14 protein-coding genes are annotated in these 19,144 nt (G+C 57.8%); 5 read left to right on the top strand and 9 right to left on the bottom strand.

The features are described 5' to 3' along the window. Positions 1-876: a 4-hydroxy-tetrahydrodipicolinate synthase gene (gene dapA / locus L1P08_RS06740; RefSeq protein ID WP_303619233.1), complete on the bottom strand. Its 876-nt coding sequence runs from the start codon at positions 874-876 to the stop codon at positions 1-3. Between the two features lie 300 nt (positions 877-1,176). Between dapA and L1P08_RS06745 the strand changes: the two genes are divergently transcribed. Together L1P08_RS06745 and L1P08_RS06750 are read left to right on the top strand one after the other, a co-directional pair. Continuing rightward, positions 1,177-3,213, top strand: a complete 2,037-nt coding sequence (locus L1P08_RS06745; RefSeq protein ID WP_303619234.1) for a lytic transglycosylase domain-containing protein — start codon at positions 1,177-1,179, stop codon at positions 3,211-3,213. Between the two features lie 129 nt (positions 3,214-3,342). Further along, the gene (locus L1P08_RS06750; RefSeq protein WP_303619235.1) at positions 3,343-4,290 is read left to right on the top strand and encodes an alpha/beta fold hydrolase; all 948 of its coding nucleotides are present in this window, start codon (positions 3,343-3,345) and stop codon (positions 4,288-4,290) included. Between the two features lie 3 nt (positions 4,291-4,293). Here the strand turns inward: L1P08_RS06750 and L1P08_RS06755 are convergent, their stop codons facing one another. The 3 genes from L1P08_RS06755 to L1P08_RS06765 all read right to left on the bottom strand — a co-directional run bounded on the left by L1P08_RS06755 (position 4,294) and on the right by L1P08_RS06765 (position 9,450). Beyond that, positions 4,294-4,893, bottom strand: a complete 600-nt coding sequence (locus L1P08_RS06755; protein ID WP_303619236.1) for a helix-hairpin-helix domain-containing protein — start codon at positions 4,891-4,893, stop codon at positions 4,294-4,296. A gap of 140 nt (positions 4,894-5,033) precedes the next feature. Next, a complete protein-coding gene (locus tag L1P08_RS06760; protein WP_303619237.1) occupies positions 5,034-7,688 on the bottom strand; it encodes an OmpA family protein in 2,655 nt (884 codons plus the stop codon). Positions 7,689-8,118: 430 nt separating this feature from the next. Next, the gene (locus tag L1P08_RS06765) at positions 8,119-9,450 is read right to left on the bottom strand and encodes a porin family protein (protein ID WP_303619238.1); all 1,332 of its coding nucleotides are present in this window, start codon (positions 9,448-9,450) and stop codon (positions 8,119-8,121) included. Positions 9,451-9,953: 503 nt separating this feature from the next. Here L1P08_RS06765 and L1P08_RS06770 point away from each other — a divergent pair. Further along, positions 9,954-10,706 (top strand): SDR family oxidoreductase, encoded by a 753-nt coding sequence (locus L1P08_RS06770; RefSeq protein WP_303619239.1) that lies wholly within the window; start codon positions 9,954-9,956, stop codon positions 10,704-10,706. Positions 10,707-10,708: 2 nt separating this feature from the next. Here the strand turns inward: L1P08_RS06770 and L1P08_RS06775 are convergent, their stop codons facing one another. Together L1P08_RS06775 and L1P08_RS06780 are read right to left on the bottom strand one after the other, a co-directional pair. Next, positions 10,709-11,824: a DUF2336 domain-containing protein gene (locus L1P08_RS06775; protein ID WP_303619240.1), complete on the bottom strand. Its 1,116-nt coding sequence runs from the start codon at positions 11,822-11,824 to the stop codon at positions 10,709-10,711. Positions 11,825-12,014: 190 nt separating this feature from the next. Then, positions 12,015-13,097 carry a DUF2336 domain-containing protein gene (locus tag L1P08_RS06780; RefSeq protein ID WP_303619241.1) on the bottom strand — a complete coding sequence of 361 codons (1,083 nt, stop codon included), beginning with the start codon at positions 13,095-13,097 and terminating at the stop codon, positions 12,015-12,017. Between the two features lie 190 nt (positions 13,098-13,287). On the opposite strand from L1P08_RS06780, the gene L1P08_RS06785 reads away from it, so the two are divergent. Then, positions 13,288-13,986 (top strand): DUF1045 domain-containing protein, encoded by a 699-nt coding sequence (locus L1P08_RS06785; protein ID WP_303619242.1) that lies wholly within the window; start codon positions 13,288-13,290, stop codon positions 13,984-13,986. A 94-nt stretch (positions 13,987-14,080) separates the two neighbouring features. Here the strand turns inward: L1P08_RS06785 and L1P08_RS06790 are convergent, their stop codons facing one another. The 3 genes from L1P08_RS06790 to L1P08_RS06800 all read right to left on the bottom strand — a co-directional run bounded on the left by L1P08_RS06790 (position 14,081) and on the right by L1P08_RS06800 (position 17,530). After that, complete coding sequence (locus L1P08_RS06790) at positions 14,081-14,731, bottom strand: glutathione S-transferase (protein WP_303619243.1); 651 nt, start codon at positions 14,729-14,731, stop codon at positions 14,081-14,083. 140 nt (positions 14,732-14,871) lie between these two features. Further along, positions 14,872-16,149 carry a glycerate kinase type-2 family protein gene (locus L1P08_RS06795; protein WP_303619244.1) on the bottom strand — a complete coding sequence of 426 codons (1,278 nt, stop codon included), beginning with the start codon at positions 16,147-16,149 and terminating at the stop codon, positions 14,872-14,874. A 19-nt stretch (positions 16,150-16,168) separates the two neighbouring features. After that, positions 16,169-17,530 carry a glutamine synthetase family protein gene (locus L1P08_RS06800; RefSeq protein WP_303619245.1) on the bottom strand — a complete coding sequence of 454 codons (1,362 nt, stop codon included), beginning with the start codon at positions 17,528-17,530 and terminating at the stop codon, positions 16,169-16,171. A 252-nt stretch (positions 17,531-17,782) separates the two neighbouring features. Here L1P08_RS06800 and L1P08_RS06805 point away from each other — a divergent pair, with 252 nt between their 5' ends. After that, positions 17,783-19,141, top strand: a complete 1,359-nt coding sequence (locus L1P08_RS06805) for a glutamine synthetase family protein (RefSeq protein WP_303619246.1) — start codon at positions 17,783-17,785, stop codon at positions 19,139-19,141. Positions 19,142-19,144: the final 3 nt, after the last annotated feature.

The raw sequence follows: 19,144 nt of genomic DNA on the forward strand, positions 1-19,144 counted from the left end.
TCACGCGAGGCCCGCGTGCTCCATTGCCGCATCGATGGCCTTTGCCGTTTCCGGCGCAACCTGCACCAGCGGCAGCCGGACATCGGCTTTGCAGATCCCGAGGCGCTGGGCGGCATATTTCACGCCAGTCGGATTGGGCTCGATAAACAATGCCTTGTGCAGGGGTGTCAGCCGGTCCTGAATTTTCAGGGCCATGGCGAAATCACCATCCTGGCAGGCAGCCTGGAATTCTGCACACAAAGCGGGCGCAATGTTGGCGGTCACCGAAATGCAGCCCGTGCCGCCATGGGCGTTGAAGCCGAGCGCGGTGATGTCCTCGCCGGACAACTGGATGAAATCAGCCCCCAGCTTGAGGCGCTGCAGGCTGACACGGCTCATGTCCGCGGTGGCATCCTTGACCCCGACAATATTGGAGCATGCATCGCGCAAGCGGCGCATGGTATCGACCGAAATATCGACGATAGAGCGGCCCGGAATATTATAAAGGATGACCGGCAATGCCGTCGCGCCGGCAACCGACGCAAAATGCTGGAACAGACCTTCCTGATTGGGCTTGTTGTAATAGGGCGATACGCAGAGCACGCCGTCTGCGCCGCTCTCCTCGGCAAACTTTGCCAGCCCGACAGCCTCTGCAGTGGAGTTGGAGCCCGCGCCGGCAATCACCGGTACGCGCTTATCCGTGACCTCAATGCAGATCTCGACAACACGGCGGTGCTCTTCGTGGGTAAGTGTGGGGGATTCCCCAGTCGTGCCCATGGGCACCAGGCCCGAGCTGCCTTCCTTGATCTGCCAGTCAACAAACCGGGAAAAGGCTTTTTCGTCCACTCGCCCATCAAGAAAGGGAGTGAAAAGCGCCGGAATGGACCCGCTGAACATCGTATTTTCCTCAATTTTCGCCCGTTGCGCCGGGCTTTTAGAATTAAAGCAGATACTGGTGCATTTTTGGTTTCCAATGGATCAAAACCATTGCCCCAGGCAGTTAAGTTTCGCGGGCATGGACCTGCCATGTTCCGAACAGAGTTGCGCACCATACTTTTTGTTATGCGGTACGACAAGGTGGCGGATTGCTCAAGAAATTTACCTCTTGGCAACCTTATCTTCACGTCATCCCGCTAGTATTTCATCGTGACGCGGATTGAAACCAAATTCTGGTTCAAAGGAGAGGCCTAGATCGTGATGTTGCTTGATCACACCAACCGGCGACGGCTGGCGAAGGGCTTGAGTGTACTGGCCGTATTGAGCGCTACCGGATGGGGTGGCGCAGGTATTGCTGTTGCGCAAAGCATTGATCCGGTAACCACAGCCTCCGTCACGCCGCGCCCGCCCTTGCAATCACGCCCTCAGGTCACCGGTTTCAGCCGAGCCCTCAACCTTGTCGACACGGATCCGGCCGCCGCTTATCAGCTTGCGGCCACGCTGACCGATCCCATCGAGCGGCGGGTGGTGCAATGGGCGGCCGTTTATTACGGCGGCGGCGCCATCGATTACCAGTCTGTGGCCCGGCTCGCTGCCGATGCGCCCGCCTATTCCAGCGCCAGTTTTTACAAGACCCGCATGGAGCAGGCGCTGACCAGGGCCAATGCATCCGCCCGTGACGTAATCGCCATGCTGGGCGGACAGATGCCCAATACAATTGACGGCCAGATTGCTTTGGCCCGCGCTTATGTCGTGGATGGACAGCGCGAGCGTGCAGGCAGGATCATCAGGGAAGTCTGGATCAACGAATTCCTCAACCGGGATCAGGAAGCGGCTGTTGTGCGCGATTTCAGCAGCCTGCTCTCCCGCGAGGATCACTGGCGGCGTGCCGTGCATTTGCTCATGCATGATCGTGCCAGCGGCACCGAGCGGATCATGAACCAACTCTCGCCCGCCCAGCAATCACTGGCGCTGGCGCGCATTGCCGTGGCCCGCAAAGCCGGCAATGCCCAGGCCCTGATCGACAAGGTAGATCCCGCCTACCGCAATGACCCGCTATTCCACTTCACGCGCGCCCAGGATGCGCGGCGGAAAGGGCAATTGGCGACGGCGGTCAAATTTCTGGACCTCGTAAAGGGCGATGCGCCGGATTCAGCGGAATTCTGGTATGAACGCCGGCTGATTGTGCGGCAGGCCCTGGCAGCGGGCGATCCCAAAACCGCCTATGCCGCCGCCGCTGGCTATACCGTTGGGCCAGAGGGCCGTGTTGTTGACGCCAATTTCCATGCCGGGTGGATTGCGCTGAAATTTCTGAACAACCCGCAAGCCGCCATCCCGCATTTCCAGCGCATGAAGGCATTGTCCACCCTTGCCGACACCATTACCCAATCGAATTACTGGCTGGGGCTGGCGCAAAAATCGGCAGGGATGGCAGCCGAGGCCAAGGCCTCATTCACGGTCGCTGCCGCCTATCACACAGTTTATTACGGCCAGCTGGCCGGGCTTGAGCTTGGCATTAAACGCGTGGACATTCGGGATTTGCCGGCATGGCAGGCCAGTGTGCCGGCATTTGACCAGCTTGAACTGGTCAAGGCGGTGCGGTTGCTGGCGGCCCATGGCCAGAAGCGCAAGGCCGAACCTCTGGTCAGCCGCCTGGCCCATGCAATTTCCGATCCCGGCCAGCTGTTGCTGACGGCGCGGCTGGCGCAGTCAATCGATGCGCATAACATGGCGATCCTGACTGCCGATGTGGCCGACCGGCGTGGTGTGGCACTGGATTTGTTCAATTTCCCGAAAGATGGCGTGCCCGACAATGCGCCATTGGCTGCGATCGATAAAGCCGCCGTTTATGCCGTCGCGCGGCAAGAGAGCAAGTTTGACGCCGGTGCCATTTCCCGGGTTGGTGCGCGTGGGCTGATGCAGCTTATGCCATCCACGGCCAAGGAAGTTGCGCAAAAAACTGGCGAAACCTATTCCCCTTCCCGGCTTAACGATCCCGCGTTCAACGCCTATCTCGGCTCCACCTATCTCGCCTCGCAACTTGACCGCTATGACGGATCACTCGTGCTTGCCGCCGCTGCCTATAACGCGGGGGCCGGCAATGTGAACAAGTGGCTGAAATCCTATGGCGACCCCCGCGACAAGAATGTGGACCCGGTCAGCTGGATCGAGGCGATACCGTTTGTCGAAACGCGAAAATATACGCAGCGCGTATTGGGCAATTACATGGTCTACAGGGCGCGCATGGGCAAAGATGACCTGACCATTGCCGACGCGCTGCGCCGGATTCCCCACTAGGTTATTGCTTTCGCGTTTGATGGATCTGCTCTGGGCGGCACCATAAACCATTGCAACAATAGCTGCTTAAGGCTGGCGCTCTGATGGAGTAATGTGTCAGCATTCCCATTGTATCTGGTTTTTTCTTTGATGTTTCAGCGTGCTGCGCCCCCCGCCGACTATCCGCCTTTTGCCACTCTGCCGGTGCGCTATATCAGTGGTGGTAACGCTGCGCGGCGGCTGGCAGTTTATGTGTCGGGCCGTTTCACTGTTAATCAGCCCCCTTTGATTTGTGTGCCCGGCTTCAGCCGCAACATGACTGATTTTACCGACTTTATCCGGCATTACCGCACGACCGCATCGGTGGACTGGCCGATTGTGCTGGTAGACCTGATTGGCCGGGGGCGCTCCAGCTATCTGCGCTCGCCCGACGCTTATTCTGCCGTTACCGATGCACATGATTTGTCGAATGTCGCCCGGGCGCTTGGCATTTCCAGCGCGGTTTTTGTCGGCCAGGGGCATGGCGGCCAGGTCGTCATGGCGCTTGCGGCGCAACATCCCGGCCTGATTGCCGGGGCCGTGCTAATCAATTCAGGGCCGAACGCCAATCCACGCGGCCTGATGCGTCTGCGCTCAAATCTTGAACATGTCGAGGGTATGCGCGCCAATGAATCTGCTCGTCAGGTTCTGCGCCAAATCCTGGCGACTGATTACCCGGGATTGCCGGAAGCAACGCTGGATGCCCTGGCCGCGCGCAGCCATTTCACCGACAAGGGCGGGCGGTTGCGCGGGCTTTTTGACCCGGCATTGCTGAAATTTCTTGAAGGCTTTGCGCATGATGACGAGTTTGTGCCGCAATGGCATTTGTTCGATGCACTCGCGTCTGTGCCGCTGATGCTGGTGCGCTCTCAACTGACAGATCGTTTGCAGCTTGAGACATTCAACTCAATGGTCGACCGGCGTCCCGACGCCATGGTCGACAGATTTGTCGGCGAAGGCTCCCCTGCCCTTTTGAACAATGAGGGCGAAGTGGGGAGCATAGCTGACTTTGTGATGCAGGTAGGTGGTTCGCGGCGGCGCTGGCCGTTCGCCGCCTGACCGTTAGCCTTTCGCCAGAACCTTGGCCTGCTTGACCCATTCCTCGCGGTCGATACGTCCCTTGAACGACAGGTAGTTGTCGACCCAGTTCACGGTCTTGCGGTTCCAGCCAGCCACCTGATCGAAGTGGTAGATACCCAGTTCGTTCAGTGTGCCCTCAATTTTTGGGCCGATACCTTTTATCCGCTTCAAATCGTCCTTCACCCCTTCACGCGGCGCTTCAAGGGTTTCCGGCTTGCCATCTGCTGCGGCAGCGGCAGGCTTCGCCTTGGTGGCGGCTTTCGCAGCTGGCTTGGCTGCGGGTTTCGCAGCGGGCGCCTTGGCGGGGGCCGCCTTGCCCGTTCTGGTCTTTTGCGCCGCGGTTTTAGGGGCAGCAGCTTTTGCAGCAGGTTTCGCGTCCGGCTTTGCGGCGGATGACACGACCGGTTGTGCCGCCGGGGCAGCGGCCGGTTTCACGTCAGGTGAAACCGCCGCACCCGAGGCGTCGGTCTTTGTGGGCTTGCCGAATATATATGCGCGCAGAAGATAACCAATCACGCAGCCCATCAGAAAAACGATGAGCAAAAGCAATGCAGTTTCAATAAGATGTGGCATGTTGGTCATTTTTCAGCTTCGCTTTCCCGTTATTCCGCCGACGCGCTGAACCAGCCTGTGGCAACACCGATAAGCGCGGCTGCCAACAGAAACATCCAGTAATTTTCTATGAGATAGAGCACAGAATCAAGCATTCGCAATTTCCCTGATTAGTCGCGTTTTTCAAGAACCTTGAAAACGATTCGTCTATTACGGCGTTTACCGTCATTGGTGTCATTACTCGCGATCGGCAGGCTTTCGCCATAGCCCACCGCATAGAGCCGCCCGGCACTTACACCACGCGCAATCAACTCTCTGATTACCGCTTCCGCACGGTCCACCGAAAGCGCCAGATTGGCGGCCTCGGCACCATCGGAATCTGTGTGTCCCTCGACATGTACAATCGTCTCCGGGCATTCCGCAAGGAATGTTGCCAGTTGATCGATGGAACTGGTGGAGCTTTCCGTCAGCCGTGCACTGCCGGCGTTGAACAGGATTGTATTCCCGTCCGCCAGGGTTTCTATGTGCTCGCGGCATATGGCAAGCGGGGGAAGCAGTGCGATATCGGTCTGCCAATCCGCTGTGTTACCCAGCGATGCAAGGGCTGCTTCGCGCGCCGTCTCGTTATAAGCGGTGCCAGAGAGGGACCAGTTGCCGCTTTCGTGCAGCAATTGGCCATCCTCGAGAGAACCGAGCGCCCGCAGACCGACAATGGCCGCGTCAGTGAACCCCTCGGGAGCCGCCTCGCGCAGATAAAGCGTGTCCGTTGGCACCTTCCCGGCGATTACGCCGAGATAGCGTTTTGTGGCATCCGTGGGCACGACACCGAAGAGATGGATTTCTGCATCCTTCTCCTTGCTGGCGGCGAAGCGGTAAAGCGCTGGCTTTTCCGCAGGTTCGGTTGCCTCGGTGACAGGTGCCGGGTCAGCAACAGGCGTGATCGCTGCCGGCTCTGCTGCTACCTCTTCCGGTTTATTCTCATCAGCCCCCGGGGCCTCAACCGGCTCTGCAACAGCCGCGTCTGTCTCTGCCTCCTGCTCTATGGCTTCGGCATCCCCCATATCCTCGCTTCCCGCTGGCGCTGTGTCGTTGGCCTCGCTGGCGGTTTCGGGTTCCGTCACGTCTGCTGCTGCCGGTTCAGACACTTCTGCGGCTTCTGCAGCCTGAACCTCGATGTTTATCTGCCAGTCAGCTGTATCAGCCTGACCATCCAGCACATCCAATACCTGTTGTTGTTGTTCCGCTGTGCTTACGCGGGCCAGCAAGGACCATTCCGACCCGGTATAGGCGACCCGCCCCTCGTCTGCCGCGGCAAGGGCATCGACGCCCAGCATGGCATTTTCAACAAAGCCTTCAGGGGCACCCGAGGCAATCCGGCTCGTGTCACCGGACAGGTCAGAAACGTGAACTGCAAGAAATTTCTGCAATTCTTCCGTCGGTACAAAGCCGGAGAAACTGAAACCACCATTGACGCCGCGCTGTGCGGCCCAAACATAGGGAAGTGCGACGAAGCTGTTGAGCTTTTCCAAATCCAGCGCAACACCCTCCGGTGCGGCCTGGGCGACCAGTAGTTTTACGGCGGTTTGGTCTTCGGGGCTTTTCGGCTCACCTGACAGACGCATACCTGCGTTATGCAGCTCGAATTTTCCACTCTCGAGGTGCTCGAGCGCCGCCAGCCCGAATTGCACTGAATTCGCAAATTCGTCCGGCGCACCACGCCCTAAAGACAGTGCTGATCCGTCTGCCCCGCTTTTAAGCAGAGTCTCTTTAAATGTCTCATCTGGCACAAAGCCGGAAAGGCTTGTTTTTCCGAGGATTTTGTCAGCGACAAATAGATATTCATCTATACGTGGTGGCGCCAGATCGAGCGTGACACCGGTTTTCCCAAGCGTATTGTTAAGCGCATCCAGTGCCGCCACACTGCGGGGTGCACCGGAAAATAACACTTTATCATCAACAACTTGCGCTTCGCCATTTTCCACATGACCAAACGCTTCAAGCAGGGCCGCAGCCGTTACATCAAAACGTTCCGGCGCGCCCGAAGCCAGTTGCACCGATGGCTCAAAATCCGCGCCACCCGGCACTTTCGCATTGAATTCATTGATCAATTCATCGTCCGGCACAAAGCCGGCAACAGTGACCGTCCCACCGTCATAAGCCGCCCGCCACTCATAGGGCGACTGCAATGGCGGCGTAACTTCCACCGCATCTACTGTCATCCCATTCGGCAAACCCGCATTGAAAATCACGTCGATCGCTGCGTAAGATTCAGAAGATTTTGCGCGCCCTGACATCGAAAATTTCAGGTCATTCAGACGCACTTCTCCTTGATCAAGCTGACGCAATTGGCGTAATGCAAAGTCCGTCGCTGCCAGCCACGCTGTCCGGTCATCAAGTCCAGCGAGGAGTTCCAGGCTATCGCTATTGGCGCGCGCCTTTGTGATCAGCGCATCCCTAACGGCGATGTTAGGCACGCCGCCCTCCAGATGCACATGCCCATTTTCCATAGTCGCAACAAAGGGATAAGGTGATTTGGCAGGCGCCATATCCATGACCGAGGTCACCGACCGTACACCATGCAAGGACTCGATGACAGCGAGCGCACGGCGTTGATCCCCCGCATTGGTGACCATACCGCCAACCCTGGCGTCACGAACATCGAACTCAACTTCCGCCCAATTCAGCATCGCCGCATCCAGAGCCGAGGCGGAACGGGTGGAAAGATCACGCTCCATACTCGCCTGGGTTGTTTGAACGGTGACGGCGGTGCCGACCAGCACGGTCAGGATTCCGGGAATAATCCACTTCGCTGGATTTGAACGCATGCCCACCTCTGTTGTGCAACTTGCAGTGCCAGGCTTGAAAAGCCGGAGACACTTCTCTCAAAGCCGCATCGCCGATGACGGAGAACCGGCCCATTCTCCGAGGGATACATAAAGCGTTTTCGGCAAAGGTGGCCTCCTCTGCAGCTCGAAAATGCACCAAACAATACCTACCCGGCCAACTACCGCACCTGAAAAGGGTCAACCGGAATTTATCTCAATGAGGCCGCCGCACTTGCAGGTAAGGCGCTTGCAGGTAGCCCTAAATTACACGGCACGTAGCGGCACCAGACGCCTCATCGAGGAAAGCTTGTCCGATCGCCTCGCTAAATTCCAGTGATTCTTGAAGTTGTTAGGTGGATTTACCCACCCTTTCACAAAAAGAAAGGCCCGGCAGAGCCGGGCCTTTCCAAAGTCAGATAGGCAATAAAGCTTACTTGAAGGACTTTGCAGCCTTGTAGGTAACTTTGTATGCGCCAACCGAGTTGATTTCACCCTTGACGGAAGAAGTGAAGTCGCCACCGGGGACCCAAGCCAGTTCAACCGAACCGTAAGGAACGGTCTGAACAGGAACTGCCTTGTTGGTGCCGTGGACACCCAGTTCGCCAGTGATGGTAACCGTTTCGGTTACAGCAGCAACGAGTGCTGCGGCAGCCTGCCACGATTCCGTGTTGGCAACTGAGGAGTCTTCGTCGAACCAACGGAAGCCAGCATTGATGGTGATGCCATCAACAACTTCAGCCGAACCGGAGACGCTTGCGCCCCACTGGTTGACAGCAGCAGCGGTACGAACAGCTTCAACGCCAGCAGCAAGTGTGAACATGTCGAAGGTGTACGAAGCCGAAGCCAGTGCGTTCCAGTAGCCATTGTCGTCAGCTGCGAATGCCGCAACGAACTTAACAGCGTCGAACTCACCGGTGATACCGGCGTGCATGCCCCAGTCTTCGATGGTGCCGTCGAGGAAACCGCCGCCAGCAACGCTAACATGCGCGCTGATGCCGTCGCCTGCATAAGCAACATAACCTACGAACACACCGTCATCTGTGGTTGTGCCAGGATTTGCTACGTTGACCAGCGCACCGTTCAGGTTCTCAAGACCAGCACCGACGGAAACGCCGTTGCCGAGATCGGAAACAACCTGAAGCGAAGCGGACGGGCCGCCGTCGAGCAGATCGGTAACCGGAGTGTCAACACCATGGTCAACGCCTTCGGAATTGTACAGCTCAAGCCATGTCAGACCGACGTCATCGCCGTTCTTGAAGATGGAACCCTTCTGACCGGCCATGATGACAGTGGAGTCACCAACCGATACGTAAGCTTCTTCAAGACGGAGCTTGTCTGTGGCCTGCTTGGTCTGAACTTCGTTTACGACTGTGTAGTCATTGTCGTAATCGAACTTGAGGGTGGCGGAAGCCGGGCCGAAGTCGGAATCGGCGGTGCCGACGAACTTCAGATAGGCGTCAACTTCGCTGAGCCAATCCATGTTCTGATCAACAGTACCAGCCCAGTTAGCCGAGTTCACTTTAACCGAGTCATGGCCAGCGGCGATGTTGTTCATGACACCGTCGTTGTTGCCATATTCGAACTTCCACTTAACTTCACCAGTGATCTGCAAGCAGTTGGTGTCGGAAGAAATCGTCAGGCCCGAGATGCCGAGCGCGTCACAAACGTCAAGCGACGTAAGGACATTAAGGTCTGCAGCGTATGCACCGGTCGAAAGACCAGCTGCTGCGATAGAACCCAGAAGAAGGCTCTTGATTTTCATTGGTGACCTCCAAAGTCAGTCATTTGAATACTGGCGTTAGCCAGAGGTTTGTCGAAGCGCGACCACACTTGTCAGTGTCGTGTTTTGTCGTCGCGCTGCGACCGACAAACGATCCCATGCATGGATTCGCAATACGCACTTTATTCATCCCCGCACCCTGTGCAACCGCAACGGTGTGGAATCCGGTGGCTGTCCGTTTGTTGCCATGTGAATGTTGCAAATTGAGCACACAATTGGTCATGATCTGTTAATCTCTATGAATTTCGCTTAAGAATCCGGCGGTTTCCGGGGTGTTTGACCTGCCTTATTATACACATTGGTGCCGTATTTGCGGCGGGGCGTTGTGCACGTAAAGCTGACCTAAGTGAATATGTAAGCCTTACTGATGGGCGAATCCGTGCGCGGCCTTTTGCGATTCTATCGACGTTTTCATGCCACCTGACGCGCTTGCCTTATGCAGCGCAGTTGCAGATATTGCCGCGACCCATAAGGAGAAACCGTTCATGTCTGAAAGCAAAATCGCGATCGTTACCGGCGCCACATCGGGAATCGGACGGGCGACAGCTTTGGGGTTTGTCCGCGCCGGATACCGCCTCGCCATTTGCGGCCGGCGGCAACACTTGCTGGACGAGGTTGTCCGGGAGGCGGGACCGGAAGCGGATATGTTTGCGGGAACATGTGATGTCAGCGATGCAGAATCGGTCGCCTCGTTCTTTGCGGCCGTGCTGGAACGCTTCGGACGGGTGGACGTGCTTTTCAACAATGCAGGCCGCACGGCCCCGGCGGCGAATGTCGGCGACACGGACCTCGATACGTGGCGCGCAATGGTCGATACCAATCTGAACGGTGCGTTTTATATTGCGCGCGAGGCCTTTCGCGCGATGCGCGATCAGTCGCCCCAGGGCGGGCGCATTATCAATAATGGCTCGATTTCGGCGCACACCCCTCGCCCGCATGCTGTGGCCTATAATGCGACCAAACACGCCATCGAAGGGCTGACCAAATCAATTTCACTGGATGGACGCCCGTACAATATCGCCTGCGGGCAGATTGATATCGGCAATACCGCGACGGATATGACCGCCAGCATGAACAGGGGCATGCTGCAGGCGGACGGCTCGATGAAACCCGAGCCGACCTTTGATGTGCGCCATGTGGTGGACGCCGTGCTTTATATGGCCGGGTTGCCGCTGGACGCGAATGTGCAGACCATGACCGTCATGGCAACCAACATGCCCTATACGGGACGCGGCTAGACCTAGGCGACCTTCTCGGTCAGTTCGGCAGCCTTTTTGGCCTGCAGCATGGCAAGGGTCTTCACCGCATCTGCGGCGTCAAGATTGCCGTAACGCTCGACCTGGGTGAGCAATTCATTCTGGGGCATGTCCAATTGCTCATTGCGCAAATGGGTGACTGCCTCGAACGCATCCTGCGACAGATCAAGACCCCGGCACATGATGGCAATGGGCATTCCGTTCAGATTGAGAAGCGCCCCCTTGACGGTTTTCTCAGGCAGGCTGCCAATGGCACCAATGACCGCACAGACACCCGACAAACGCCCCTGGTCTGCCAGACCGGTGACGGTCTGACTGAGATTGGCCTTGCCAGAACGGATATCGGCAATCGCGGCCTGAACACTATCCATATCGGGATCCGCGTTGAAACCGTCCCTGGTTTTTTCCTCCTTGGTCAACTCGGACAGACTGTCGAGCAAACCTTTGGATTCTGCCGGGCGATTTTCCTTGAGCCGGTTCTTCAATTCATCAGACAGGAATGGATTAAGCTGAATGGCAATCGCCTGGGAAAGATCGGCACGATCAACCAGACGCTCTTGCAAAACCGAATCCTGCTTGGCCCGTTCGGCAACCATGCGGTAGGTCGAAGCGGAGAACTTGGCACCGGGATTGCCAGCCATTTCGCGAATGACTTCCTGATCATTACAGCGGGCAAGCGCATCGGTAAGCCGGGGACCAAGCGCCTTACGGCGGCTGATGGCCAGCCAATGATCCTGCATGACAATGCCTGCAATCGCGATCAAGTCAGAATCAGAGAGAACCGGGGAAAGCTCCAGCACCGGGCCTGCGACTGGCAATTCGTCATTGGCGAGCTGTTTGACAATGCGATTGGGGAACAGTTCAAGCGGGGCAACCCGGTTGGACAGTTCCGCACGCGCTTCAATCGTGACGCCTTCGAGAATGCGGCATATGATGTCGCTAAACGCCTCGCCGTACTGCTCTGCGTATTCTTCTGCATGTTCTAGGAAATAATCCGTCAAACCACGCAACAGAAAATGCCAGTTCTCACTCGAGGGTTGACGTGCCAACTGCTCGAGTTCGCCCAGCGAAGGCATATGCTCCTTGGCTAATGCACCCACTTCAGGTTCCTCTCACTTCAGCGTCCGTTACAATTAATCATCACGTTCAAACTACTTTGAACTTGTTAATAAGGAATTGTGCAGACTGCAGAACCGACTGCGAACACAGCATGTAAAAAGTGATTTAAATTTAATCTATTAGCGCAGGATTCAGGTGACCTGGTGCAAAGAGCCAGTGTTTCCTGATGCCTCAGGCAGCGTTCTCGCTAAGGGATTTGCGCACCCGGAGAAACCTCAGGGTGCGTTCGGCATCGCCCTGATCGAGGCTTGAGTATTGCTCGGCAAGGCGTTCGCCGGCACTGCCGGGCAAACGCAGCACGCGGCAGCGCATCTGGGTAATCGCCGCGAAGGTTTCCGCCTCGACCTTCAAGGCCCGGCAGGTAATGGCGATCGGCATGCCATTGACCTTGAGCATGGCGTTGGAAATCATCTTCTCGGGCAGTTCGGCGACTGTGGCAATGAGCACTGACAGCGGCAATGGCCGGTCTTCAGCGGCAAGACTGCGCGCAGCGTCGTCCAGTGTGACCGTGCCCTCAGCAACCTCAGCGACCAGTTTTTCGACATCGACCCGATCGCGCTTTTTGCCAGCCATTGCCTGTTCCACACGCTCCCGGGCGCGGGCGACAAGATTGGCAACATCGTTATTGGTTTCATCGAGCGCTTCGGCGAGCCGCTTTTTCAGCTCGGCGCTGAGCGACGGCTCAAGCCGCGCCGCCACGTCGGCGGTGACATCGCGCCGTTCAACAATGGCGCGCTGCAAAGCTTCATCGCCTTTGGCCTTGCTGGCGAGCGTACCATAGCCCTTTGGTGAGAATTGCGCGCCGTGATTGGTGGCGACAGAATGGATAACATCCTCTTCGCCGCGCTCAATCAGTACATCAGTGACTTTTTCATGCAGTTCGGGACGGCGGGAAATGGCCATCAGGTGATCGTTTGATTTTTCGTGAGCGACTTCAACCAGATCACTGTCGCTAAGGACTGTTGAATGTTCCAATATCGGTGCGGCCACCTCAAACGCATCCCAGGCAAGACGTTTGACAACATCTTTGGGGAACATGTCGGCGGTTGCGATACGGGTCGAAAATTCCTCACGGGCTTCTTCAACCACATCATCGAGGACACGATTGACGATGTCGCCAAAAGCCTCTCCCTGCGCGCCGGTAGTCTGATCGAGATTTTCGAGGAACAGGTCAGTCAGGAGGCGCAGCAGCTGGCGCCGGCTTTCGGTAGAGCCATCCTTGGCAAGTTCTTCCATGTCTTCGAAAGTGGGCATTTTTTCTCGCCAGAGGTTTGTCAAAATTCTTCCCAACTCTAGGCGAGAGCACCTAAACAAGCGTTAATGGAACGTAGACAGGCTGCATGACGCGGACGACCATAACAGGGCTGGCCGGGGCGTTGTGCCTTGTCAGCCAAATGACACAATCCCTGTGCTAGAGGGGTGTGTTTCATCAAGAGAGTTGTTCATGCCCGCACGTTACGCCCTTTATTATGCCCCCCCTCAGGACAGCACTTTTTGGCAAAAGGCGTCGCAATGGATTGGCCGGGATTCGGCGACAGGCGAAGATCTTGCAATGCCCGAGGCGATTGACGTGCCGCCATCACGCCTTTGGGCCATGACCCAATCGCCGCGCCGCTATGGCTTTCACGCCACGCTGAAGGCGCCAATGTGGCTGACGCCGGGGCATGATCAGGACGACCTTTTCACCGCGTTACAGCGGTTTTGCGGCCGCACCGCCCCGGTGCCTGTGGGGCGGCTGGTGCCGCGCATGCTTGGCGGGTTTCTGGCGCTGATGCCGGAGACGCAAGGCGAGGCGCTGGCTGACTTCGCAGCCAATTGCGTGGCCGATTTTGACGCCTTGCGCGCGCCCATGACGGCTGCAGAAAGAGAGAGGCGGCTGCAATCGGACCTGACACCACGGCAAACGGCTTTGCTCGACCAATATGGCTATCCCTATGTCATGGATGAATTTCGCATGCACATGACATTGAGCGACCAACTGCCGATGGCCGAACATGCGGCCATGCTGGCTGCGGCTGAGGGCTGGTTCGGGCCCGTGCTGGCTGACCCGGTGACCATTGACCAGATCAGCGTGTTTGCTGAAGCCGAACCCGGCGCGCCATTTGCCCGGATAGCCGACTTTCCGCTGCAGGGTCCGGCATAGAGCCTGTTGGGCTTTGACATCTGGCCTTGCCGGAATCGCTGACCCGGCGCTGCGCGCCTTGCAATTGCGGGTGGGGATTGCCGAGGATGGGTATTCAGGTCAGGCCTGACGGGAAAATCGTTACCGGGTCGCCCTCTTGCCATTGGGGGTATTTGGTCATGATGTTTTCAAACGCATCTGACGCCAGAAAACGTTCAAGCCATTGATGCAGATTGGACCAGGGTTGCGCGTCGAACCAGTCTTTGTCGATAAAGGCGAACTGGCGGACAAAGGGCAGGATGGCGAAGTCGGCAATGCCTGGCGCCTCAAAAATCCAGGTTTCGATTTGCGCATCTAAATCCGTGAGGAACCGGGCGGCAATATCGCGATGCTCGGCAGGATCAGCATCTGGATAGCGCGCTGCGTATTTGGTGCGATCAAGTGCCTGTTTGAAGGGGCCATCTGCGCGGGCAATCCATTTGTGCGGGCTGCTCTCGCTCACGGCAAGTTCGCCTGGTGCATCAAGCCAATGGTTGGGATCATTGATGGCCAAGGCCCATTTCATAATGTCGAGGCTCTCATCGATGACCGTATCATCAGTGACAAGGCAGGGCACGGTGGCGGAGGGGCTGGCCTCAAGAAACGCTTTCGGCTTGTCGCGCAGGACCACTTCGCGCAGTTCAACCTGAATTCCGGCGCTGGCAATGGCGAGGCGCGCACGCATGGCGTAGGGGCAACGACGGAAGGAATAAAGGATTGGCGTCATGGGACGCGTTTTAGCAACTACATGTACGCAGTTCGAGCGGTTTATGTGTTGCTGATATTTTGCAGGCCCCTCGTCCTTCGACAAGCTCAGGACGAGGGTTTCGGGGACCTTGCCCCCTTATTGCCCGGACCTGACCGGCGCTAGAGGATGAGAATGGCCCGGAAATCATTGACATTGGTCGCCGTGGGACCGGTGACAATGAGATCATTTGCAGCCTCAAAGGCGGTGTAGGCATCGTTCCGGTCGAGCGCCAATAGCGGATCGACCCCGGCTGTGCGCATGCGCGTCAGCGAGGTGCCATCAGCGAAAGCACCGGCGTTGTTTTCCGACCCGTCAATGCCATCGGTATCGGCGGCGAGTGCCGCGATATTGGCAACCCCTTCAATATGGCGGGCAAAAGAGAGCAGAAATTCGCTATTGCGCCCACCCTTGCCCTTGTGACGAAGGGTGACAGTGGTTTCGCCCCCAGACAGCAGGAGACATGGACGGGAAAACGGCTGGTTCCGCCCGGCAACCTGGCGGGCCATGGCTGCGTGAATTTGCCCAACGAGACGCGCTTCGCCCTCGAAGGCATCAGAGAGAATATGCGCATCAATGCCTGCCGCGGCGGCAGCGTCGGCGGCTGCCTGCAGGGATTTCTGGGCCGCCGCAATCAAGCGCACCTCATTGCGGGCAAAGGCGGGATCTGCGGGGTCTGGCGCCGCACATTCCGGATTATCGAGCCATTTATGCGCGGCCTCCGGCAATTTCAGCCCATAGCGCTCGACAATGGCCAGCGCATCCTCACGGGTGGTGACATCGGGGATTGTGGGGCCGGAAGAGACCAGGGCCGGATCGTCACCGGGAATGTCGGACAGTACCAGCGAAATCACCTTTGCGGGGAAAGCGGCGGCGGCCAGACGCCCGCCCTTGATAACGCTCAAATGCTTGCGCACGCAGTTCATCTCGCCAATTGGCACGCCGCCTTCGAGCAATGCACGGTTGACGCCGCGTTTGTCCTCATCGGTCAGTGGACCGGCGGGCAGCGAGAGAAGCGAAGAACCGCCGCCCGAAATCAGCGCGACGACAATGTCATCCTCAGAGAGACCGGACACCAGATCCAGCAATCGGCGGGCCGCCGTTTCACTGCCCGCATCGGGAACGGGATGGGAGGATTCGATGATTTCAATTGGCCCGGCGGTTCTTTTGTTGCCATGGGCGGTGACCACCAGACCTTCCAGCTTGCCCCTGCCCGCTTCCGCCCAGGCCTTGGCGAACGACTCGGCCATGGCACCCGATGCCTTGCCAGCGCCGATGACGATGGTGCGCCCGGTTGTCTTCGGGGGCAGGTTGGCGCGCATCAGCGGGCCAGGATCTGCTGCATCGACGGCTGTGTGGAAAAGGTCGGCCAGAAAGGCCTTCGGGTCCTGGATGGTCATGGAGAACTACTCGGAATTTTCAGATACGGGAGAGATAGGTGCGGTATTCGACGTCGGTTACCAATTCGGCCATTTCGCGGATTTCGGCGCGCCGGCAGGCGGCATAAACCCGGCGATAATCCTTGCCGAACACATTGGCGGCGACGCTTGAACGGGCAAAGGCTTCGACCGCGCGGCTCCAGTTGCGATAGAGGCGCTGGGAAGCCTCGCCACCTTCGTCCTGGGATTTTCCGGGGTCAATCTTGCGTTCCAGACCCATCAATATGCCGCCGAGAATGGCGGTGATGGCGAGGTAGGGATTGACGTCGGAGCCGGAAATGCGGTGTTCGAGCCGGGCCGCTGGGCCTTCGAAGGCTGGGATACGCACGCTGGTGGACCGGTTATCGACGCCCCAATTGGCGGACGTGGGCGCATAGCCGCCGGGCTGAAAGCGGCGATATGAATTATAATGCGGGGCGAAGATCGCCTGGAAATCCTGCATCGTGTCGAGCGCGCCGCCGATGGCATGCCGCAAATGCTGGTTCACTTCGCCATCGCCGGAAAAGATGTTGTTGCCTTCGATATCCAGCACGCTGATATGCACATGCATGCCCGACCCCGCTTCCGAGCCATAGGGCTTGGCCATGAACGTGGCCTCCAGATCATGCTTTAAAGCGCAGCCCCAAACGACCCGGCGGAACAGCATGGCGTGATCGGCGGCCTGCAAGGCATCGGGCACGTGGTGGAAATTGATCTCGAACTGGCCGGGGCCGTTTTCGGCGGTCACCGTGTCGGCGGGAATGCCCAGCTCATCGCAGGCATTGCGGATTTCGCGCAGCACTTCCTCGAGCTCGTTCATCGCATCAAGATCGTAAAGCTGGGACCCGGCGGAATGGCCGGCGGGCGGCTCGGGAGCCTCGTCCAGTTCCTTGCGGGTCTTGAACAGGTAGAATTCCAGCTCGGCGGCGATGACCGGGGTCAGGCCCAGTTCGCTGAAGCGCTTGACCATGGCGACCAATTGCTGGCGCGGGTCATACATGCACGGTTCGCCCTCGGAGGTCTCAAGCGTCATGAGCACCTGGGCGGTGGGATATTCCGACCAGGGCATGCGCCGCAGGGTATCGGCGACGGGGACGCCGACGCCATCGGGATCGCCGCTTTCAATGGCCAGACGCGTTTCGTCCACATCATTGCCCCAGATATCCAGCGCATAGGAGGAGATCGGCAAGCGGACGCCGCCCATATCGAGCTTGTTCAGACTGTCGGGCGACAGCCATTTGCCGCGGAAGACGCCGTTCATATCGGGAAAAAGCAATTCTACACGCTCGATGTCGCTGTTCTCAGCGAGGAATTTGCGAAAAATCTCCCGCGATTCTTCTTGCCGGGTTAAGGGTTTTTGCATTCGCTCCATCGGGGTTGCCTGAACGCTTTGCCGTGCGCCAGCGCAGAATAGAGCGCAATTCGCGCAAAATAGCCAGACGGCTACGCCTCTGAAATGCCGATTTGGCTTGCCAGAACCTTTGATCCGCATATGCTCGGATCCTGTGGAAGGGCATCTGGATGCTGGTGAACCGGCGTCAGACCATGTGTCTTTGCGGGGGCCTTCCCCATATATCTATAACAAACCCCAGGTGCTCCTGTGAGCCACGAAGAAATGTTGAAACTGGTCGGAAAACTGCCGCAGGCGCTGCAGCTCTGGCTGAATGGACGCGACCCCGAAGAAGTTGAATGTGTGGTACCAGACATGGTGGGGATTGGCCGCGGCAAGGCGATGCCGGGGCGCAAGTTCCTCTCGCAACAGCGCATGTTTTTGCCGACCTCGATTTTTTTCCAGACGATTACCGGCGGCTATGCAGAGGTGAATATTCCCAATGCCTGGGCCGAATCGGATTTGATTTTTGAGCCTGACCTGAACACCGCGCGGGCTGTGCCCTGGACGTCGGATGTGACCATGCAGGTGATCTGCGATGTGCTCAAGCAGGACGGGACGCCGAGCGAGCTGGCACCGCGCAATGTGCTCAAGCGGGTGTTGAAGCTTTATGCCGATGAGGGCTGGCAGCCGATGGTGGCCCCGGAGATGGAATTTTACCTGACCAAGCCGAATATCGATCCAGATGTGCCGGTGGTGCCGCCTGTGGGGCGCACGGGACGGCAGGGCGTCGGAAGGCAGGCCTATTCGATCAGCGGGGTGGATGAATATTCCGCCGTGGTCGACGATATCTATGATTTCGCCGAGGCGCAGGGGCTTGAGATCGATACGGTGATGCAGGAAGGCGGGGCCGGTCAGCTCGAGATCAACCTTAATCACGGTAATCCGGTGGATCTGGCTGATCAGGTGTTCATGTTCAAGCGCACGATCCGCGAGGCGGCCTTGCGGCATGACTGCTATGCGACCTTCATGGCCAAGCCCATGGAAGCGGAACCGGGCAGCGCCATGCATATCCATCAAAGCATTACCGATGTGAAAACCGGCAAGAACCTGTTCAATGACGACAATGACGAGGCGACAGACAAGTTTTACGGGTTTCTGGCCGGGCAGCAGACCTATCTCAATTCGGTCGTTTGTATGCTCGCCCCTTATGTGAATTCGTATCGCCGGCTGGTGCCGGGGGCGGCAGCGCCGATTAATCTGGAATGGGGCATTGATAACCGCTCCACCGGTTTGCGGGTGCCGATTTCAAAGCCGTCGGCACGCCGGGTTGAATGCCGGGTTGTGGGCATGGATTCCAATCCCTATCTGGCAATTGCGGCCTGCCTTGCCTGTGGCTATCTCGGGATGAAGGAAGGCTTGAAGCCACGCGAACCAGTGCGCAGTGATGCAGGCGAGTTGCCGCATGAACTGCCCCATGACGTGCTGGAAGCGCTGGGATTGTTTGAAGAAGCCCCGAAAATTCACGAGATTCTCGGGCCTGAATTCTGCCAGCTCTATATGGCAATCAAGCGTGCCGAACATGACGAGTTCCTCAGCGTGATCAGCCCTTGGGAACGCGAACATCTAATGCTGAACGTATAAAGG

Origin of the sequence: Mariluticola halotolerans, assembly GCF_021611515.1 — a bacterium.
In the GTDB taxonomy this organism is placed as follows: Bacteria; Pseudomonadota; Alphaproteobacteria; order Rhizobiales; family Devosiaceae; genus Mariluticola; species Mariluticola halotolerans.

Coding starts and splice junctions, on each gene's coding strand:
- L1P08_RS06805 (WP_303619246.1), top strand. CDS start 17,783: ATGTTGAAACTGGTCGGAAAACTGCCGCAGGCGCTGCAGCTCTGGCTG.
- L1P08_RS06770 (WP_303619239.1), top strand. CDS start 9,954: ATGTCTGAAAGCAAAATCGCGATCGTTACCGGCGCCACATCGGGAATC.
- L1P08_RS06785 (WP_303619242.1), top strand. CDS start 13,288: ATGCCCGCACGTTACGCCCTTTATTATGCCCCCCCTCAGGACAGCACT.
- L1P08_RS06800 (WP_303619245.1), bottom strand. CDS start 17,530: ATGCAAAAACCCTTAACCCGGCAAGAAGAATCGCGGGAGATTTTTCGC.
- L1P08_RS06760 (WP_303619237.1), bottom strand. CDS start 7,688: ATGCGTTCAAATCCAGCGAAGTGGATTATTCCCGGAATCCTGACCGTG.
- L1P08_RS06795 (WP_303619244.1), bottom strand. CDS start 16,149: ATGACCATCCAGGACCCGAAGGCCTTTCTGGCCGACCTTTTCCACACA.
- L1P08_RS06750 (WP_303619235.1), top strand. CDS start 3,343: ATGTTTCAGCGTGCTGCGCCCCCCGCCGACTATCCGCCTTTTGCCACT.
- L1P08_RS06780 (WP_303619241.1), bottom strand. CDS start 13,097: ATGCCCACTTTCGAAGACATGGAAGAACTTGCCAAGGATGGCTCTACC.
- L1P08_RS06765 (WP_303619238.1), bottom strand. CDS start 9,450: ATGAAAATCAAGAGCCTTCTTCTGGGTTCTATCGCAGCAGCTGGTCTT.
- L1P08_RS06790 (WP_303619243.1), bottom strand. CDS start 14,731: ATGACGCCAATCCTTTATTCCTTCCGTCGTTGCCCCTACGCCATGCGT.
- L1P08_RS06745 (WP_303619234.1), top strand. CDS start 1,177: ATGTTGCTTGATCACACCAACCGGCGACGGCTGGCGAAGGGCTTGAGT.
- dapA (WP_303619233.1), bottom strand. CDS start 876: ATGTTCAGCGGGTCCATTCCGGCGCTTTTCACTCCCTTTCTTGATGGG.
- L1P08_RS06755 (WP_303619236.1), bottom strand. CDS start 4,893: ATGACCAACATGCCACATCTTATTGAAACTGCATTGCTTTTGCTCATC.